The organism is Petralouisia muris, assembly GCF_004793545.1.
GTDB classification, from domain to species: Bacteria; Bacillota; Clostridia; order Lachnospirales; family Lachnospiraceae; genus Petralouisia; species Petralouisia muris.
Genome location: NZ_SRYA01000040.1, coordinates 26,777 through 44,134, shown reverse-complemented (window position 1 = coordinate 44,134; position 17,358 = coordinate 26,777). Strand labels below are relative to the sequence as shown.

21 protein-coding genes and 1 pseudogene are annotated in these 17,358 nt (G+C 41.0%); 19 read left to right on the top strand and 3 right to left on the bottom strand.

Annotated elements, in window-relative coordinates; all coding sequences use genetic code 11:
- The first annotated feature begins 238 nt into the window (after positions 1 to 238).
- Together xerA and E5329_RS17860 are read left to right on the top strand one after the other, a co-directional pair.
- Positions 239 to 1,237 (top strand): site-specific tyrosine recombinase/integron integrase, encoded by a 999-nt coding sequence (xerA, locus tag E5329_RS17865; protein ID WP_135990790.1) that lies wholly within the window; start codon positions 239 to 241, stop codon positions 1,235 to 1,237.
- A 96-nt stretch (positions 1,238 to 1,333) separates the two neighbouring features.
- Positions 1,334 to 1,804 (top strand): hypothetical protein, encoded by a 471-nt coding sequence (locus tag E5329_RS17860; protein ID WP_135990789.1) that lies wholly within the window; start codon positions 1,334 to 1,336, stop codon positions 1,802 to 1,804.
- Between the two features lie 668 nt (positions 1,805 to 2,472).
- Here E5329_RS17860 and E5329_RS17855 read toward each other — a convergent pair.
- Complete coding sequence (locus tag E5329_RS17855; RefSeq protein WP_135990788.1) at positions 2,473 to 4,083, bottom strand: hypothetical protein; 1,611 nt, start codon at positions 4,081 to 4,083, stop codon at positions 2,473 to 2,475.
- Between the two features lie 202 nt (positions 4,084 to 4,285).
- On the opposite strand from E5329_RS17855, the gene E5329_RS17850 reads away from it, so the two are divergent.
- The 5 genes and pseudogenes from E5329_RS17850 to E5329_RS17835 all read left to right on the top strand — a co-directional run bounded on the left by E5329_RS17850 (position 4,286) and on the right by E5329_RS17835 (position 8,087).
- Positions 4,286 to 4,924: a hypothetical protein gene (locus tag E5329_RS17850; protein ID WP_135990787.1), complete on the top strand. Its 639-nt coding sequence runs from the start codon at positions 4,286 to 4,288 to the stop codon at positions 4,922 to 4,924.
- Positions 4,925 to 5,169: 245 nt separating this feature from the next.
- Positions 5,170 to 6,183, top strand: coding sequence for a hypothetical protein (locus E5329_RS17845; protein ID WP_135990786.1), 1,014 nt, complete (start codon positions 5,170 to 5,172; stop codon positions 6,181 to 6,183).
- 48 nt (positions 6,184 to 6,231) lie between these two features.
- Positions 6,232 to 6,399: a hypothetical protein gene (locus tag E5329_RS29895; protein ID WP_168356676.1), complete on the top strand. Its 168-nt coding sequence runs from the start codon at positions 6,232 to 6,234 to the stop codon at positions 6,397 to 6,399.
- Positions 6,400 to 6,550: 151 nt separating this feature from the next.
- Positions 6,551 to 6,715: an excisionase gene (locus tag E5329_RS17840; protein WP_275443424.1), complete on the top strand. Its 165-nt coding sequence runs from the start codon at positions 6,551 to 6,553 to the stop codon at positions 6,713 to 6,715.
- 145 nt (positions 6,716 to 6,860) lie between these two features.
- Positions 6,861 to 8,087: pseudogene (locus tag E5329_RS17835) on the top strand (integrase DNA-binding domain-containing protein).
- A 203-nt stretch (positions 8,088 to 8,290) separates the two neighbouring features.
- Here E5329_RS17835 and E5329_RS17830 read toward each other — a convergent pair.
- Positions 8,291 to 9,922: a recombinase family protein gene (locus E5329_RS17830; RefSeq protein ID WP_275443418.1), complete on the bottom strand. Its 1,632-nt coding sequence runs from the start codon at positions 9,920 to 9,922 to the stop codon at positions 8,291 to 8,293.
- 62 nt (positions 9,923 to 9,984) lie between these two features.
- A complete protein-coding gene (locus tag E5329_RS17825) occupies positions 9,985 to 10,185 on the bottom strand; it encodes a hypothetical protein (protein WP_016223859.1) in 201 nt (66 codons plus the stop codon).
- Positions 10,186 to 10,694: 509 nt separating this feature from the next.
- Between E5329_RS17825 and E5329_RS17820 the strand changes: the two genes are divergently transcribed.
- The 12 genes from E5329_RS17820 to E5329_RS29890 all read left to right on the top strand — a co-directional run bounded on the left by E5329_RS17820 (position 10,695) and on the right by E5329_RS29890 (position 17,357).
- A complete protein-coding gene (locus tag E5329_RS17820) occupies positions 10,695 to 11,285 on the top strand; it encodes a TetR/AcrR family transcriptional regulator (protein ID WP_016289076.1) in 591 nt (196 codons plus the stop codon).
- Between the two features lie 11 nt (positions 11,286 to 11,296).
- Positions 11,297 to 11,527: a DUF4177 domain-containing protein gene (locus E5329_RS17815; RefSeq protein ID WP_016223861.1), complete on the top strand. Its 231-nt coding sequence runs from the start codon at positions 11,297 to 11,299 to the stop codon at positions 11,525 to 11,527.
- Positions 11,524 to 12,270 (top strand): ATP-binding cassette domain-containing protein, encoded by a 747-nt coding sequence (locus E5329_RS17810; RefSeq protein WP_016223862.1) that lies wholly within the window; start codon positions 11,524 to 11,526, stop codon positions 12,268 to 12,270. Before E5329_RS17815 ends, E5329_RS17810 begins: the two co-directional genes overlap by 4 nt.
- Positions 12,242 to 12,937, top strand: a complete 696-nt coding sequence (locus tag E5329_RS17805) for an ABC transporter permease (protein WP_016223863.1) — start codon at positions 12,242 to 12,244, stop codon at positions 12,935 to 12,937. Before E5329_RS17810 ends, E5329_RS17805 begins: the two co-directional genes overlap by 29 nt.
- 19 nt (positions 12,938 to 12,956) lie before the next feature.
- Complete coding sequence (locus tag E5329_RS17800; protein ID WP_135990785.1) at positions 12,957 to 13,181, top strand: hypothetical protein; 225 nt, start codon at positions 12,957 to 12,959, stop codon at positions 13,179 to 13,181.
- Positions 13,182 to 13,191: 10 nt separating this feature from the next.
- Positions 13,192 to 13,437, top strand: coding sequence for a hypothetical protein (locus tag E5329_RS17795; protein WP_016291437.1), 246 nt, complete (start codon positions 13,192 to 13,194; stop codon positions 13,435 to 13,437).
- Positions 13,427 to 13,630, top strand: coding sequence for a cysteine-rich KTR domain-containing protein (locus tag E5329_RS17790; protein WP_081643466.1), 204 nt, complete (start codon positions 13,427 to 13,429; stop codon positions 13,628 to 13,630). Before E5329_RS17795 ends, E5329_RS17790 begins: the two co-directional genes overlap by 11 nt.
- 356 nt (positions 13,631 to 13,986) lie before the next feature.
- The gene (locus E5329_RS17785; RefSeq protein ID WP_016291438.1) at positions 13,987 to 14,445 is read left to right on the top strand and encodes an RNA polymerase sigma factor; all 459 of its coding nucleotides are present in this window, start codon (positions 13,987 to 13,989) and stop codon (positions 14,443 to 14,445) included.
- Positions 14,417 to 14,620 carry a helix-turn-helix domain-containing protein gene (locus tag E5329_RS17780; RefSeq protein ID WP_016223867.1) on the top strand — a complete coding sequence of 68 codons (204 nt, stop codon included), beginning with the start codon at positions 14,417 to 14,419 and terminating at the stop codon, positions 14,618 to 14,620. Before E5329_RS17785 ends, E5329_RS17780 begins: the two co-directional genes overlap by 29 nt.
- A gap of 1,165 nt (positions 14,621 to 15,785) precedes the next feature.
- Positions 15,786 to 16,043 carry an excisionase gene (locus tag E5329_RS17770; protein ID WP_135990784.1) on the top strand — a complete coding sequence of 86 codons (258 nt, stop codon included), beginning with the start codon at positions 15,786 to 15,788 and terminating at the stop codon, positions 16,041 to 16,043.
- Positions 16,044 to 16,123: 80 nt separating this feature from the next.
- On the top strand, positions 16,124 to 17,170 hold the full coding sequence (locus tag E5329_RS17765) for a Fic family protein (RefSeq protein WP_135990783.1): 1,047 nt from the start codon (positions 16,124 to 16,126) through the stop codon (positions 17,168 to 17,170).
- 31 nt (positions 17,171 to 17,201) lie between these two features.
- Positions 17,202 to 17,357 (top strand): hypothetical protein, encoded by a 156-nt coding sequence (locus tag E5329_RS29890; RefSeq protein WP_168356675.1) that lies wholly within the window; start codon positions 17,202 to 17,204, stop codon positions 17,355 to 17,357.
- The last annotated feature ends 1 nt before the right edge of the window (position 17,358 follow it).

The following is a 17,358-nucleotide window of genomic DNA, read 5'->3' as shown; positions in this document are numbered from 1 at the left end:
TACAGGCTTTGTGGGATTGTTGTAGAATAATATTTCTGTTAGAATAAGGCTTATTATTCTAAATCTCAAATAAAATGCCTACCTTGTACTTGGCGGTCAGGTAGGCTCATAGCAAATCTGGGAAGCTAACCACTTTGTGGGCGGTTGCTCCTTTTTCATCCCCATAATAGCACATCAGGCTAAAATTTGCAAGAAATTCCGCAAGTGTATGGTATGATTTATGTTGGAGGTGGCTATTATGGAAATACGGGAGCAGATTATACAAAAAGTCGTTCGGGCTTTGGAAGGGCGGGTGGATGCTAGAACAGCTGACATGATACAGGACGTGCTCATAATGGAATTAAGCAACTATGAGGTTCAAGAACGCAGCACCGAAGTGACAATTGTAGATGGCAGTGCAGAGAAAATGCTGAAGAAGTTTCTTGCGACCAAAAGAATCGAGGGCATCGCAGAATCTACATTGCATAGGTATGCAGATGAAAACCGTAAATTGATACATTTTTTAGGAAAACCATTATATGATGTCACTACATATGACATTAGGTTTTATCTGTCTTACAGGCGGGAAAAAGCAGAAACGAAAGTAAGCAATCGAACATTGGACGGGATGCGCAGGTGTTACTCCAGCTTTTTTAGTTGGCTGTCGGCAGAAGGGTTGATTGGCAGGAATCCATGTGCAGCGATTAAACAAATCAAATATCGCAAAGAAGTCAAGAAGCCTTTCTCGGCTGTAGAATTGGAAAAGCTGAGAATGGCGTGTACAAACACAAGGGATTTGGCCCTACTAGATTTTTTATATTGCACTGGCTGCAGAGTTTCAGAGGTGGCCAGATTGAACATTAGCGACATTGATTTTGAATGTATGGAATGCACGGTATTGGGAAAGGGGAATAAGGAGCGGACAGTTTATCTTTCAGAAGTCGCTGCAATGAATCTCGGAAATTACCTTTCTTCCAGAAAAGATAAGAATGAGGCGTTGTTTACAGGGAAGGGAACGGAGCGGCTTGGGAAAAATGGGATAGAAGTGCTTTTAAAGAAGATTGGCAAGAAAGCCGGAGTGCAAAATGTCCATCCACATAGGTATCGGAGGACTTTAGCAACAAACCTTTTAGATAGAGGAATGAATATTCAGGATGTGGCAGTGATTTTAGGGCATGCTGACCTAAAAACTACACAAGTATACTGCTACATTTCTCAGAAAAATGTCAAGAATGCTTACAATAAGTATGCATCATAGGAATTAAGTAAGGGAATATGCGGATTTTTTACTCCGGTTTATACCCGGAGTTTTTGTTGTACATAGAAATCAAAACTTACAGGAATACCATGCTTTTTGTATGGTAGGCAAAACACCGAAATTGTGCCTGGATATTTATCATATGCAAGAGGCGTTGGAGGTCATTCGCCAGGATGGCACCGGATTGCAAAAATAAAAGGAAAATTTACAGAGTATTCGTGCGTTATTAGTGTAAAGCGCATTTGGAATCGTAGCGCACCAGAATATCAAAAAATACAGTTTTTAAGTGCATATTCCGCCAGAAAATTTATAAGTCTAGAAGCTATTTCAGCTTCGCACATATGGACAAAAATCCGTGAAACATATGACGAAACAGAAGATTGCTCATATATGGAAATTTACCAAAATGCAAGCTCTGAAAACTGGTGGTTAATTATTATAGAGAATGCCATCGGAGCCTATGAGGGAAGTGACTGGAAAGCCATTCCACCAGAATTAACTCAGGAAACATTAAGTGGTGTGACGGTTCTTGCATCCCTGGATTTACCGGCTAACAATCCTGACTAAATTAAAACTTCCGGTAAGCGTCCGCTAAACATAAATGCATTGGCATAAGTTATAGGGTAATTTGAGGTAATCCCCCTTCCAACATCAATATTATTAAACGTACATTAGCTGTAGTATTGGTAAGTTGTACAGCCTCTTCTCCCTCTACAGGATTGCAAGATACGTTCCCTGTGTTTTGTATTGTTGCAACACTGATCCTTGGAGCATTAATTTGATAAATTCCGTATCCTTGTGCAATAAATGTCCCTTGTGAGTAAGCATCCTGCCCAATAAGGGCAATAATGGCGCAGAAAAACCCAACAAAAGTTAATTTCCGGTATGAATTACCTTCTACATTGATTCTGGTATATCGGTTACCAAAGGTAGAGATATCGGTGTTTAGTGAACAAAAAGATATATAGTTACTTTTTGCTTTACATTCGGGAATATTTTTTAAATGTTTTTGACAATTATTTTGATAATTTTTGACAATTATTTTGAGCGGCTACACCTATTTCCCTTATTTCCCTTTGCCCATATGGATAACATGGGCAGGAGAAATTGTGAAATTATCCTAAAAATAGAAGAAGGACATTTGGAAAAACTGGGGGAAAGAAGGGAAACAGGGAATAGACAAGGATTGCCATCAGGAGAAATTGCATCCTGATGGCATGAATTTGGTTTTTAACTTATTGTTTTTTGAGTGGCATAAGGCTTTCAGCATAAGCAAGAATAGCCTCTGCATGATGTTTAAAGAATTTGAGTTCATCGTTATAAATGCCTTTATTTACAGAGGCTTCACCTTCAGCCATAAAAGACATGTATTGCTGATAAAGCTCAGGTTTTGGATTGATAAAACGTTCCTTTTTAAAATAGCCAAGCAGCAAATCTTGGAAAGAGTCGGTTTCAAAGGCAGAGTATTTTACAGAAGGGAAACAAAATTCCTGATATATAGTTTCTATATTTGCGGAAGTGAGCTTCTCATAAAAACTATCTTGACTGAATTCAGACATTTGTTCTTCCGAATCTTTTTCAAAATACCAGGAGTAATCGCTGGCAATTGCCATATAATTTTCTGTGAGGTAGGAACGGTAAGTGTCAATATTGATACAAAATTTATCTTTGGAAGAAGAGTTATGGTTTAATTTGTATATGATTACATCCCATATATCTTCCAGCAGTGGGAGGGCTACATATGTCAGCTTTTGCAGATATATTCTGATATGTTCCATACCGCTTAAGGACAGCAATTCTTTCGGGACAGCCTTTTTTGAAAGTCTTGTAAAAAGGCTGCAGCTGCTTTCCTGATAATTCTGGGATTTTAAAAATTGGCTGGATAGAACGGAACGGATTGCATGTTCCAAAAAAACAGAGCGGTTATATATAATAGGAAGCTGGACAGCTTGCAGGATTAGTTTGAGCATTGCAGTTCCTTCAAGGTCTTTGTATGTCAGGTCCGTGTCATGGATAGGGGCTGTATGTATCTTATGAATTAATTTTGATGCATAGAAAAAGAAACGGAAACCGTATATTGGCTCCATTGCCGATTCAAACAGAATTTTATCTTCAAGAGTTAGATTATTTTGGTAATACCATTTTTTATAACAAGAAAACAAGTTATTATAATATTTGATAAGGGATTTATTATACTTACCAGGAGTTTTTGATTGAGGATTTTGAAAATTGCCAATTGTTCTATTAAGTGTGAGCACTTCCGGCATCGTATAGATAAAGCAGGCCCAACTGCCCTCATAACGGGAAACATTCGGAAAATTATTGCAAAAGTCCTGGCAATGGTTGATTAAAATTTTATAGGAATAAGAATCTGAATATTTGTTGAAACGGTTTTTATATTGATTATAGACTTGAGGTAGACTGTCGATTGCCTCAACGTTATAATTGTCTGGCATATAGGTTGGCTTTTCTCTATAAAAATTTGTATAGAAATAACCGCAATGCAGCATGGTATCTTTTGCACCGCTTATTTTTATGCAGTCTCTGTTTTGTGAGTCTTTTTCTACAGCAGAAAGAAAACCATGCAGGATACAATGGTGTTTCAGTACAATTCGAAGGATTGGATTTGAGTATATGTTAGGTTTACCGGAATTGTTAAAACTGTTTGGTGACCAGACAAAATTCAGGTATCTTTCACAGCTTTGTTCCATTTGACGGAATATCAAATCGAATAATGTTTTTGGATCTGCTGTTGGTTCCAGTTTATCTGCAATCTTTTGTGCCAGGGAATTTGTGTCAATCAGATAAAAGTATCTGAGACGGGCATCTTTTTCTGTTATATCCATAATTTCAACTCATTTCTATAAATTATTTATTTTATAGGCATATAATACAGAAATTTAATAAAAAAATAAATGATTTATATAAAAAAATAAAATAAATTTTGAATTATAATTTAATTTTGAGCGGTTTATAATTAAATCATGAAGGGAGGGAACAGAAGGGAAACATAAAGGAGAAAACGCAAAGTCAGGAAGGAGAATAAAAATGAATGGGAAAAAATTATTTTCGAAAATTTCAGAAGAAAGGGAAGGTGGAGGAATGATAACGAAAAAATCGCGAGTTTTTTCGTCTGTTGAAACAGGCGAAAAATTGCAGAAAATTTCTCAGGAATTAACCGGTGAAGAGGAAAAATTGACGTCAACCTTCGCGGCACTGGCTAACGGAAATGATAATTTTGAAAGCATGTTGGATTGCCGGGATAATGTGCAGGGATTGGACTTAAAATTTTCACAGGGACTGACAAAAATGGGTTATTTCCCGATACCATCCAATGTGGTTTCTGGCATATCAAATATGATGGAAGTTTCAGGAAAAAGCCCAGAAAAGAGGAAAAAAATAAGCATAGATGCCGCAAACTTTGTATATACAAACGGTATTTTGACCGCTACTGATGGGGAGAGCTATGAACCAGTCGGAAATTTTGCATTGAAAATTTTGAAAGAGAGGAGGATGGTGGACGAGATTTTTAATGAAGCAAATGAATTAATTGGCACGAAAAAGAAGCAGAGATGGAAGGTTCAAATTATTGTAACAGGCAATGCAGAATATGAGGGAAATATCGAAAGCGGAGAGATATTGGGGTGGGTTGGATTGAGAGGCTTACAGGGAATCGAGCAGCGTTAAGCAGCAGTTTGAATGCAAAAAAGTTGTTGAAGAAGTATATCCAAGGCCTAATACAAGCGGAGAATTATCCGACGATAACGGAATATAGTTCATCTGGTTGGAAATGGCTGTCATCTGGGCAAGTTTGCTATTTGACATCGCAGGGGGCAATCGGTCTAGGGCACCTGCCGATAAGAGCGGCCAACGGTTTTAATCTTATAACGAAATCAGCAGGTGAACAGCAAATTTTTCAGGAGTTTATGGGAATGCGGTCGATTATACCAGGAAATGCAGTCTTTTTGCAGTATTATGCAATGACAGCCCTGTTGACCGCTCTGTTTAAGAAAGCAGGATATCAGATTGAATTTTCTACAGCCCTGATTGGCAAGACAAATACGAAAAAAACTACCTGTGGGGAAATTTTTACTCGGGTGTTTAATCGAACTGCCAGTGCTGTTCCGGAAATCAATTTTTCGGCAACGGAAGCAGCCATTTACGAAATTATGGATCGATATGCTGACACGGTCGTTATGATTGATGATTTGACACCTTCTGAAAACGATCTCGATGCCCGTGAAAAGAAACGGAAACTGGAAAGCATTATCCGGGCATACGGAGATAGAGTACCCAGGCGCAGGTCTGTGGCATTCGCATCAAACAGTGCCGCAAAAGAGTTTATTCCAATTAATGGATGCGCCTTGATTACCGGAGAGACATTTTCTGGTGGAAAATCAAGCCGGAGCCGGGTGGTTATTCTAAATTTTGAGGAAGGAGATGTGGATAATTCTGCTTTAAGTTATTACCAGGAAAACTTACATGCTTTGCCAAATTTTGCCTATGATTTTCTGCGCTTTGCGACGGAGCATGTGGATGAGATTATGGAGACAATTTTATATGAATGCACAAAAATTAGAGGAAAAATGCAAGGCATTATAAAACTTCCGCGATATATTGATGCATACGGAATTTTATATGCTGCAACCACTGTCTTCAAAAATTTTATATTGGAAAAAGAATTGTTGAACCAGGACGAAACCCACAATTTAATTGAAAACGACCGAGAATCTCTACTTCGGATAATTCAGGAGAATGATGCAGCGGTTTCGAATGTTTCCCCTGGCATTATGCTTTTAGAATCGTTAAAGTTTGCAGTGAATAGAGAGGGAATCCGCGTGAAAAACGTAGCAGAAATAGGCGAGGGAAAGGTGACGAATTATCTAATATATGACGAAAATTTCATTTACATAACATCAGAAAAGTTATGGGAATGCGGAAGATGATACGCGGATTATCGGCGACAGTATTTTCCTTACAAAAGTGGCAGAGAATTGCTTACCCCACTGAAAGAAGAAGGTCTGATTTTCTTAAAACGGGAGGGGCGTTCTCTTCGCGCGACCCACAAAATTACAGTAAACGGAGCAGTCATTAACCAGCGATTTCTTTACATTTACAGGAGATTGGCAGAGGAGAAACTGGTAGCCGCAGAAGATTATTAAAGGAAAAAGACAAAACGGTCAAAATATTCACTATAGAAAAAAATAACGCTCAAAAAGCAAGGAGGAAAAGAAAATGCAAACAGCAAAAACGACAGAAATCAATGAAATCGAGGAAATGAAAATGGAGGTTCCCATTTAGCGTAAGTACACCCTGACTATCGAGGAAGCTGCCGATTATTTCCGAATCGGCCAGCGCAAAATCCGAAATATTATTGCGCAGAATCCCGATGCTGATTTCCTGCTTTGCAATGGTAATCGTACCCAAATTAAACGGAAGTTGTTTGAAAAATATATTGATGAGGCAACTGTTGTATAACCCCAAAATATAAAGCCAAAAAGCATAAGGCATAAAGCCGAAAAACAATGTGACAAATCGGCTTCGTTATGGTACAATCTCTTTACCGCATCGAAGCCTTTTTGTCGAACCCAAAATTACCAAAGACAGAAAGGGGCCGATTGCATTGAGTGAAAAAAGAAGAGACAGCCGGGGAAGGATACTCCGAAACGGGGAAATCCAGATGCCGGACGGAAGATACCGCTATAAATATACGGATACCTTTGGGGAGCCCAAATATGTGTATTCCTGGCGGCTGGATAAGAATGACAGAATACCTGCAGGGAAAAAAGCGGGGCTGTCCCTGCGCGAAAAAGAAAAGCAGGTTGTCGCTGACATTTTTGATAAGATTGTGCCGGAAGGCGGCGGGCTGACAGTGGCAGAGTTAGTGGAAAAATATGTTTCCCTGAAAACAGGGGTGCGGCCTACTACGGAAGCAGGATACCGTACAACAATAAACCTTTTGAAAAAAGAAAAGTTCGGAAGGGAAAGGATTGACCGGGTAAAGATTTCCGATGCAAAATTATGGCTGATTCAGCTTCAGAAAAACGGAAAAGGTTTCAGCGCCATACGCACGATCCGGGGGATTCTAAGACCGGCTTTCCAGGTGGCTGTAGATGATGATTACATCCGCAAGAATCCTTTCGGATTTGAACTGGCAACCGTCATATACAATGACAGTATAACCAGGGAAGCCCTTACCAGGGAGCAGGAACGAAAATTCCTGAAATTTGTAAAAGAGGATGCCCATTTCAGTAAATACTATGAGGGCATATATATCCTGTTCCATACCGGGCTTCGGATTTCAGAATTTGCCGGGCTGACCAGGGCAGACCTGGATTTTGAAAATGGAAAAATTATTGTGAACCACCAGCTGCAGCGTTATCCGAAGAAAGGATACCAGATTGTAGAACCAAAGACAGAGAGCGGAGTGCGCCAGGTTCCAATGACCCAGGAAGTGGCAGACTGTTTCCGGACGATTTTAAAGTCCAGAAAAAAGCCCAGGGCAGAGCCAATGATTGATGGGTATACCGGATTTCTGTTTCTGGATAAGAATGAGATGCCAATGGTTGCCATGCACTGGGAAAAATATTTCCAGCATATCTGCAAGAAGTACAACAGCATTTACAAAGTCCAGATGCCCAAAGTAACGCCCCATGTGTGCCGCCATACCTTCTGCAGGATGGCGGCCGCGCGGATGAATCCCAAAACCCTTCAATAGATTATGGGCCACAGCGACATCAGCGTAACGCTGAATACTTTTACGCATCTGGGATTTGAAGAAGCGTCGGAAGAAATGCGCAGAGTGGCGGGGAATTATAAGGAAGCTCAAGATACAATTGAAAATGCCTGAGGTGCAAACTGATCCGGTTTGCACCCAAATTTACACCTTCGGGTGCACGGGATATGCCAAAAAGTGCAGGTTCCCGTGAAAACAGCAAATTAATGGAAGATACAGAAAAGCCCGGAAAATCAAATGTTTACGGTTAGAGGGAAGTAATTTCAGATTAGGCGGTATAGCCCCAATTACAAGGGCTGTACCGTCTTTTTGAGTTCCTATGCGCCTTGCCTTTTCGGTTGCGTAGCAGAAAGGAAATTGAGTTCACCCACAAAGTTGAAAACAATATCTACTTTCTGTACCCGTTTCCCGTCCACCTTTTCCGGCGCATGGACTATGATTTTCTTGATAAATTCATTGACGATTGCGGGGGTGAGCTCCTTTATCCCCACATATTTGCGGATAATCGCGGCGAAGCTGTCAAAATCGCTTTTGTTCTGTTCGTAGGTATCGACTTCCTGCTGGTCTGCCTTGACCTTTTCTTCCAGTTCCCGCTGTTCCGCTTCATATTCTGCGGACAGCTTCAAAAACCTGTCATGACTGATTGTTCCGCTTATGTCGTCCTCATAAATCCGCTTGAAGATACGGTCAAGTTCCGCTATCCGCTTCCTCGCCTGTCCGACCTCACGTTTCCTGCGCTTCATTTCCTTTTCTGTTTCAGCGGAGCGTTGCTGATACATCATTTCATGGAAAGCCATGATGTCATCAAAGAAAAGGGCAGTCACGTCAAATATCCTGCTCCATACGATTTGCTTCAACACTTCCTCGCGGATAAAGTGAGCCGTACAGCTTCCCGTATTGCTCTTGTACTTTGCACAGCGGTAATGGTCTTGTGAACCGTTAAAACTTTTACAAGTAGCGAAATGTAGCTTACTCCCACAGTCCGCACAATATACCAAGCCGGAAAACAATCCCTGTCTGTCCGCTTTTGTGGGGCGGCGTTTGTTCGCTCTTAGTTCTTGTATCCGTTCAAAAACAGCGTCCTCTACAATCGCTTCATGGGTATTATAGAAAATTGCCTGCTGTTCTTTTGTGGTTGGAATCCGCTTCTTTAATTTGTGGGATTTGGAATAGCTTTTGAAATTTACGGTATGTCCGCAATAGTCCATACGTTCCAAAATGCCGACAATCGTGCTGTCTTTCCAGTTGTACGGATTTTCGGGAAGTGCTTTCCCCTTTTTCTCGGCATAGTAGGCTTTGGCAGTCGGTACTTTATCTTCCTTGAGGATTTTTGCTATCTGCATAGGACCTTTCCCACCGATACATAAATCAAAAATGCGTTTCACCACAGCAGCGGCTTCCTCGTCCACAATCCATAGCTTTTTGTCCGCAGGGCTTACCATGTAGCCGTAAGGCGGCTTTGTCAGATGTTCCCCCGCCTGTCCTTGCGCCCGTTTGATTGCCCGTACTTTTTTACTTGTATCTTTGGCGTAAAAATCATTAAACAGGTTGCGGAACGGGGTAAAATCGTTATCCCCCTTTGCGCTGTCTACACCGTCATTGATTGCGATATATCTAACGTCGCGCTCTACAAAAAAGATTTCCGTATAGTAGCCGACTTTCAGATAATCGCGCCCCAACCTTGACATATCCTTGACAATGACCGTTGCTACGTTTCCGGCTTCAATCTCTGCAATCATACGGTTGAAATTTGGTCTGTCGAACGTCACACCTGATACACCGTCGTCAATAAAGAAAACGGGATTGGAAAAGCCGTTGTCCGCCGCATATTTGGAGAGGACTGCTTTCTGGTTCACAATGCTGTTGCTGTCGCCCTCTAACGTATCTTCCTGCGAAAGACGGGCGTATAATGCTGTTATCTGTCCGGGCTTATATGTATTTGCTGTCATATGTTCATTCCTCCTGTAATGAACGCCCGACAAACAGTAGTGTTAAAATCATTATAGCGCATTTATCCCTGTTTGTCATTGGGCGGTTTGACGGTTTCCGATTTTATGAGCCGTATCATCTTGTCGCGGAGCCGTTCCGAGCCGCCGCAGGAGGTAGACACTTCATAGTATGTGCCGCCGATTTTGTAGCAGACAGTTTCCTCTGTCGGTTTCCCTTTTTCCGGCAAATAGCCGCTGTCCTTGATTTCTGGTTCCCAATCCATTCTTTTCCCTTCCTTTCCGTATTTGTTAAATGATAAGTTTCGTAGCAAGCATAGGAAACGGGTACCCATTTCCGTAAATCTGCCCGTTCGCGCTATGGCTTGCTGGACAGATTTTGCTTGTTGGGAGGAATCCCAAACCCTTTTGAAAACTCTCTCACTACCTACAACACCGCACAGGGCGGTTTTGACGAATATTTGAGAGAAATTTTTCAAAAAGTTTTCCTTGCTTCTTAATACGGGGGAGTTTCAGAAATGCCAAATATGAATAAAAAATAGCAGAGGTTTTTTGTAAGCTGAAATATGGTTTCAGAGTATGTCTATTCAGTTCTATCAGTTAACTAAAATACTTCCTATAATGTAAGGAATGATTTTCTGATTTTGGGGGTATACGGCATTGCTAAATCAAGTTCCCTACTTGACAATAGTTATCAATCGTGCTATCATTCGTTTTGTGAATATTTATAGCGAATATTCGCAAATACAATTCAGAAGAAAGGAGAAGTGAATCTATGCCGTCAAAGCCAGTCCTTTCGGACGCTGATAAAAAAGCAATCCGCAAAAAGCTGGAAGAACTATGCGAGGAATGTTGGATAGCGCAAGGGTACAAAAAGACAAGCATTAAGAATCTATGCGACAAGGCAGTTATATCTATCGGTACTTTTTATACGCTCTACCCGACAAAGGAAGATTTATTCCTTGAAACAATCACAGACATACAAAGGAGGTTGACAGAAAAAATTATCGACATAAACAGGAACAGCCGGACGAAAGAGGGCTTTGCACAGTCCATGAAAAGGCTTTTCCGGGAATACGACAGCAAGCCGTTCCTCTACAATGTCAATACGCCGGATTTTCAGTCTTTTGTAACAAAGCTGCCGGAAGAAACGATTAAGAAAATCAAGTTTGACAGTTTCGATTTTTTCAGACAGGTTATCCATGCCGCAGACCTCAATCTGAAAATGGAGGAAGCACAGGCATATGGAATTTTGAGTGCGCTGCTGTCAACAATCAATGCAAAAGAAACGCTTTCCGTCACTTGTGATTATTTCGCTGTTTTTGATTTTATGGTGGATAGCCTTGTGGCAGATATTTTTGAGTAAAGGAGATTGTTATGACAGAATTTGAGTACAAAACGATAGTAATTGACAGCAAGGAAACAGAACATTCCGAAAAGTCGCTGTCTGATAAACTGAATCATTACGGTAAGGACGGTTGGGAGCTGGTTACTTGTTTCGCCTATCCGTGTATAGGCAGCTCCCAATATTCTCTTATCGGAATCGCACAGAAAGCAACTCTGATATTCAAAAGGCGGCTATGCCCCAAAAAGGGGGCGGGCGAATGACAAATGCGGTTGAAGTCCGGCACTTATCAAAATCCATAGAGGGCAGCCCCATACTGAATGATATTTGCATGAATGTAAGGCAAGGGGAAGTGTACGGATTTTTGGGCGCGAACGGCGCAGGAAAAACTTCGCTGATGAAAACGCTGTACCACATCATTTTCCCCGATACAGGTACGGTATGTTTATTAGGCGAAACTATCAACAAGGGGAACAATCCCGTTTTCTCCCGTATCGGCAGCATTATTGAAAGCCCTGTTTTTTACAGCCATTTAAGCGCATACGAGAACATGGAACTCCATTGCCGGTACATGGGCGCAGGCTATGAAAACATCATGGAAACGCTGTCACTGTTAGGGATTGCAGAAACGGGCAAAAAAGCCGTAGGGAAATTCTCTTTGGGAATGAAACAGCGGCTTGCGCTTGCAAGGGCAATGCTCACAAAGCCGGATTTGCTCATTTTAGACGAACCTATAAACGGCTTAGACCCACAGGGAATTATAGAAGTACGGGAGCTGCTGTTGCGAATCAACCATGAATATCACACAAGCATTTTAATATCCAGCCATATCCTTGACGAGCTGTCTAAAATTGCCGACACAATCGGAATTATTGACCACGGGGCTATGCTTGCGGAAGTATCAATGAAAGAACTCACAGCCAAAGGGATAGACCTTGAAACCTATTATTTAGGCTTATTGGGAGGAGGTGAAAAAAATGTGGAACCTTATCCGCATGGAAATTAAGAAAGTACCGTTGAAGCCGCATATCGCCGGATTGTTAATCGCTAACTTTATCATTTTTCTGCTTTCGGTCTTTACGTCCAGCCTTTTAACTGCAAGCGGCAATATATCCACACTTCCGGGATTTGCCCCAGTCCAGTTAGATACGGTTACGTTAGCGGCAATGCTTGTAAGGGCTACTCTGATTGTATGGGAAGCGGTACTGATTTCCGTATTTGTGATTGAAGAATACAGAAACAAAACAATCTGTTTGCTTTTCACTTACCCAATCAGTCGCACAAAATTGATTACGGCAAAACTCATTTTGATATGTGGTATCATGTTCCTGTTCCATGTACTATCAAATATCTTCCAATATGCCACAATCTTTCTTGCGGCAAAATGTTTTGATTTTGTCACGTTCAGCTTTGGAAACATAATGACACAGGCAGTTACAACAATATCCGCAATCCTGTTGGGGCTTCTCCCGCTGTATGTTGGAATGATAAAGAAGTCAGCGATTGCAACCGTTGTTTCGTCTATCATCATTGTTGCCATAGCGTCAAATTCACAGGGAAGCAGCGCAGGACTTTTGTCAATTCCCATTGCGGCAATTATTTTCGGCATCATAGGAATCACTTTTTCAGCAATCACAATGAGAAAAATGATTTTATCAGATTTAAGCAATTAAAAGAAAGGGGGACGATAACATGAATTTTCCAATTCCCGATTTTGTACCCGTTCCAAGTGCAGAAATCATGCAGACTATTACAATCGTATCATTGATTGTCGGTATCTGCCTTGTGGGTGTGGGATTGCTTTTCCTGTTTCTGAACAAGAGAAAAGGGAAAGAAAAGAAAGCCACAGCCCTATGGATTGTCATAGGCGTTGGCGTGTTGCTTATTGTAAATCACGGCATACAGTTATTGTTTTAAGGAGGACAAAATGATTAAAGAAGTAAATCAGGCTTGCGAAAAGCTGAATGACACACTGGGAATATCCGTAGAGCTTCCCAACCCGAAAAAGAAAGCGTTAAAAACGGCAGCGGTATGTAACTTAGTTGTCGGCGCTGGTCTTGTGGCGGCAGGAATCCTTTTTCCGTCAAAATCTTGTGCGTTATTGGGCGGTATCAGCGTTATCAGCAGTGCTGTACTGAAAAAGGAAAGCAAGAATAAAACCCATGAATCATAACGAGAGCGAGCAATTCAAATGGTTATTATGCCCTGTTTGCGGGAGCAAGACACGTATTAAAATGCGGTTAGATACAGAGCTTCGGAACTTCCCGCTGTTCTGCCCCAAATGTAAGCAGGAAATTTTAATCAATGTAACACAATTTCATATTTCGGTTATCAAAGAGCCGGACGCACAGACGCAGAGCCGATAACACGCAGATTTGAACTGCTGTTATCGGCTCCTTTTTTGATAATTCAATCCAATCTGCTGAATGACGACAAAGAAAAAACTGTTGTTCAGCAGAGAGCTTTTTACACGTTCCTTTTGACGCGATGTCTAAAAAGAGGTACCGCCATGAAGCATAAATCATATCGACAAAATCCAACAATCATTGACCTGTCAAAAAAATCCAAGCCATTAACGAGGATTATTGCGCCTATGAGTATGAATACACATATCATTTAGTATGTCTTAATAACTCATATTACTCAAGAACCTATGCGGATATATTCTGCATGGGTTCTTGTTGTAATAGCCCCCTACTGGGAAGAAAGGGGGTGAGAGAAAATGAGATATTCTGAACAGTTCATGGAGCATATTGAATATGCTTTCCATGCGTTCTGCAAGGTTGTCCTGCGCCATGAAGCAATCAACGCATGGAGGGATTTGAAGCGGAAAATGGAACGGGAAATATCCCTTGACTATCTGATGTCAGAACGATATTTTGAACCGTCTGCTATGGACAGCTACTTTGAAAAGCAGGACAAGCCGACCGTATTTCATGTGTTGGGAAAGGAAGTTATCGTTGATGATGAACGGTTAGCGACGACATTAGCAAAGTTGCCGGAGTTAAGGCAAGAAGTTTTGTTGCTATATTACTTCATCGGTTATCGTGATGAAGCAATCGGCAGACTGTATGGGCGTTGTAGAAGTACGATAAATCACAGAAGAAATGTCGCGCTGAAACAGTTGCGGAAAGAATGGGAGAGATTGGAACATGAGGAACAAAAAGCTGATACCTTTTGAAGTAATCGAAAAAGCCGTTGCCGGAGAGCCGGAAGCGGTAGACGCAGTATTGCAGCACTACACCGCACACATCAAATACCTGTCTATGTATAAGGGGCATATCAATGACGACACACAGGACAGATTAAAGGCAAAACTGGTTGAAGCCATATTGAAATTCCGCTTCGACCGATAGGAAGTAGCAAAGACGTGAAAAGCTGTCAAGGGTAAACTTCGCGCTACGCGCCCTTGACAGCTTTTCCCGCCTTTGCTAATGGGCAGTCAAGAGGACGAAATCAGTAGACTGCTTTCGCCCTCAATCCAGTATGGAATGATTGTTACACGATAGAGGGTGTTTCTCGCTTGATTTAAGCGCATTACAGCGGCGATAAGGACAAGGGTAAGGGTTTTATACTCCTACCCTTAAAAACGGTGTTCTATTGCGTAACATAGTAAACAATATTTCTTTATACTGCCGTTTCCGTTCCATTCTTTTCCATTCTTGCAGCTCTGTCACTATATTGTGCTTCAAAGGAAAGGGGTTAGGGGAAAGGATAGGAAAGGAATAGATATTTGATTAAGTCTGTATTTGGTTTTTCTTTAGTTAGTTATATCTTTATTTAATTGCGTTGGATTTTCCGATGTCGGATAACCCGGTGTCGGAAAATCCAATATCGGATAATCCAACACCGGGAGTTGTTACGGTGTTCAAAATCCGTCTAATCCAATCGCTTTATAAAACTAATGCTTTCTTGGGTAGGTATGTTACGCAGTAGAGGTTAAAAAGTCCTTGATTTATGCGGCTTTCAGAGCATGGAAAACACTTAGACGATATTTTATATCCCTACCCTCAAAAACAGCGTTCTATTGCGTAACAAAAAGCAGAGAACCGACCACTAATGAAAGTGATGTGTTCTCTGTTCTTGCTTGCACCCTGTTTGTCAGCGTTGATGATAAGTTAGTTTCTATACTTCCTTATCACCGTAAAGCGAAGGGCTTGCAGGTTTATAAAAGGAAAAGAAAGGAAATGCAAAAGATGGTAAAAATACTTTTCGTCTGCCACGGCAGGACGAACGACTACTGTTCTGTGCTTGAATTATCGGGGTAAAATGGGGCAAATAAGGGTTTTTGCTGTGCCAGAGCACTACGGTCGGACTACGACTGACGGAAGTAAAAGTAGTAAATGTAGTAGTCAAAAACAGTCGAGTAGTTTCATTTGAACACCCTTTAACGATTTCAAGCAGCTATCGTTATAAGGTAAACATAAGAGCAAAAGCAGATAAAACTTGATATTTGGGAGCTTTTGAGTGATGTATGTAACGACTCTTTATGGTCAAATAATCAAAAAGGAGCGTGTGCATATGAAAGAGCAGCAAACAGGAACGATTGAGATACCTCTTCAGGAAAGGTACATGATATCGCTGAAAGAGGCGAGTGCTTACTTTCACATAGGCATTAAGAAAATGAGAAGAATGGCAGAGGACAATGAAGGAGGATTTGCATTATTTCTGGGAAATCGATACCTTATCTGCCGGCCAAAGTTTGAGGAGTATCTGCTGAAAGTGATGGAAAATTCAAGAACGGAACAAGAGATATGTGACGATGAAATTAGCCATTAAATCTCTATGTTGCGAAAATGATTATTGAACTTTCCCTTAAAATATGTTAATGTTTAAGGGAAAGGGAGGCGCATAAGGGAATGAGGACATTCAATTATTCATCTATAAAAAAGCAAAAGTGGGATTTAGAGATTCTTGGGCTCATTGCAGCTATATATAAATATGCAGGGAAACAGGAGCTTTACCTCAAACAAAAACCGAATGAGCTGGAAAAGCTCGTTGAAATAGCCAAGATACAAAGTACCGAGGCATCGAATGCCATTGAGGGTATTGTAACCACAAATACAAGAATCAGACAATTGGTTGAGGAAAAAACAACACCAAGGAACCGTGATGAGCAGGAAATCGCAGGATATCGTGATGTGCTGAATGTTATTCACGAAAGTTTTGATGCTATTCCGATTACTAAGAATTATATCCTCCAGCTGCATAAGATGCTTTACAGTCATATGAATAACCCGCTTGCCGGGCAGACTAAAAATGTACAGAATTATATCAGTGCTGCTCATCCTGATGGGCATACAGAGGTATTGTTTACACCACTTGCGCCTTTTGAAACCCCTGAAGCATTAGAAAGGATATGTGAGGAATACAACCTTGTCATAGGAAATTTTGAAGTAGAGCCACTTATCGTCATACCGATTTTTATCCATGATTTTTTGTGCATACATCCATTTAATGACGGAAACGGCAGAATGAGCAGACTGCTCACTACACTGCTTTTATACCGCAGTGGTTTTTATGTGGGCAAATACATCTCTTTAGTGGCAAAGATAGCAGGAAATAAGGATTTGTATTATGATGCGCTCGGCAGGGCACAGGAAGGCTGGCATGAAGGGACAGAAGATGCAGTACCTTTTATCAAGTATCTTTTGGGCACGATTCTTGCTGCATACAAGGATTTTGAAGACAGATTTTCAATCGTGGAAGAAAAAATGCCTGCAGTTGATATTGTAAGAAAGGCAACGCTAAATAAGATGGGGAAGTTTACGAAGCAGGATATCAGAGAACTATGTCCGGCACTCAGTGTAAGCTCTGTCGAAGGGGCACTGAGAAAGTTGGTAAAGGCAGGAGAATTAAAAAGGGAAGGTTCGGGAAAGGGGACATATTATGTTCGTTTGAAGTAATGTTCTAATATGTCAAAATTGGAAATGAATTATGGATCCAATGGACTTAATACGAGATAAATTTTCACAGGACTGTACGATTGAAACCGTCCTACATTTGCTCATGGCGCATTTTGAACTATCTGAGGAAGAAGCGCAGACTAAGATCAACGCGTACTTTGAGATTGTGGAAGAATACAGCAAATGAA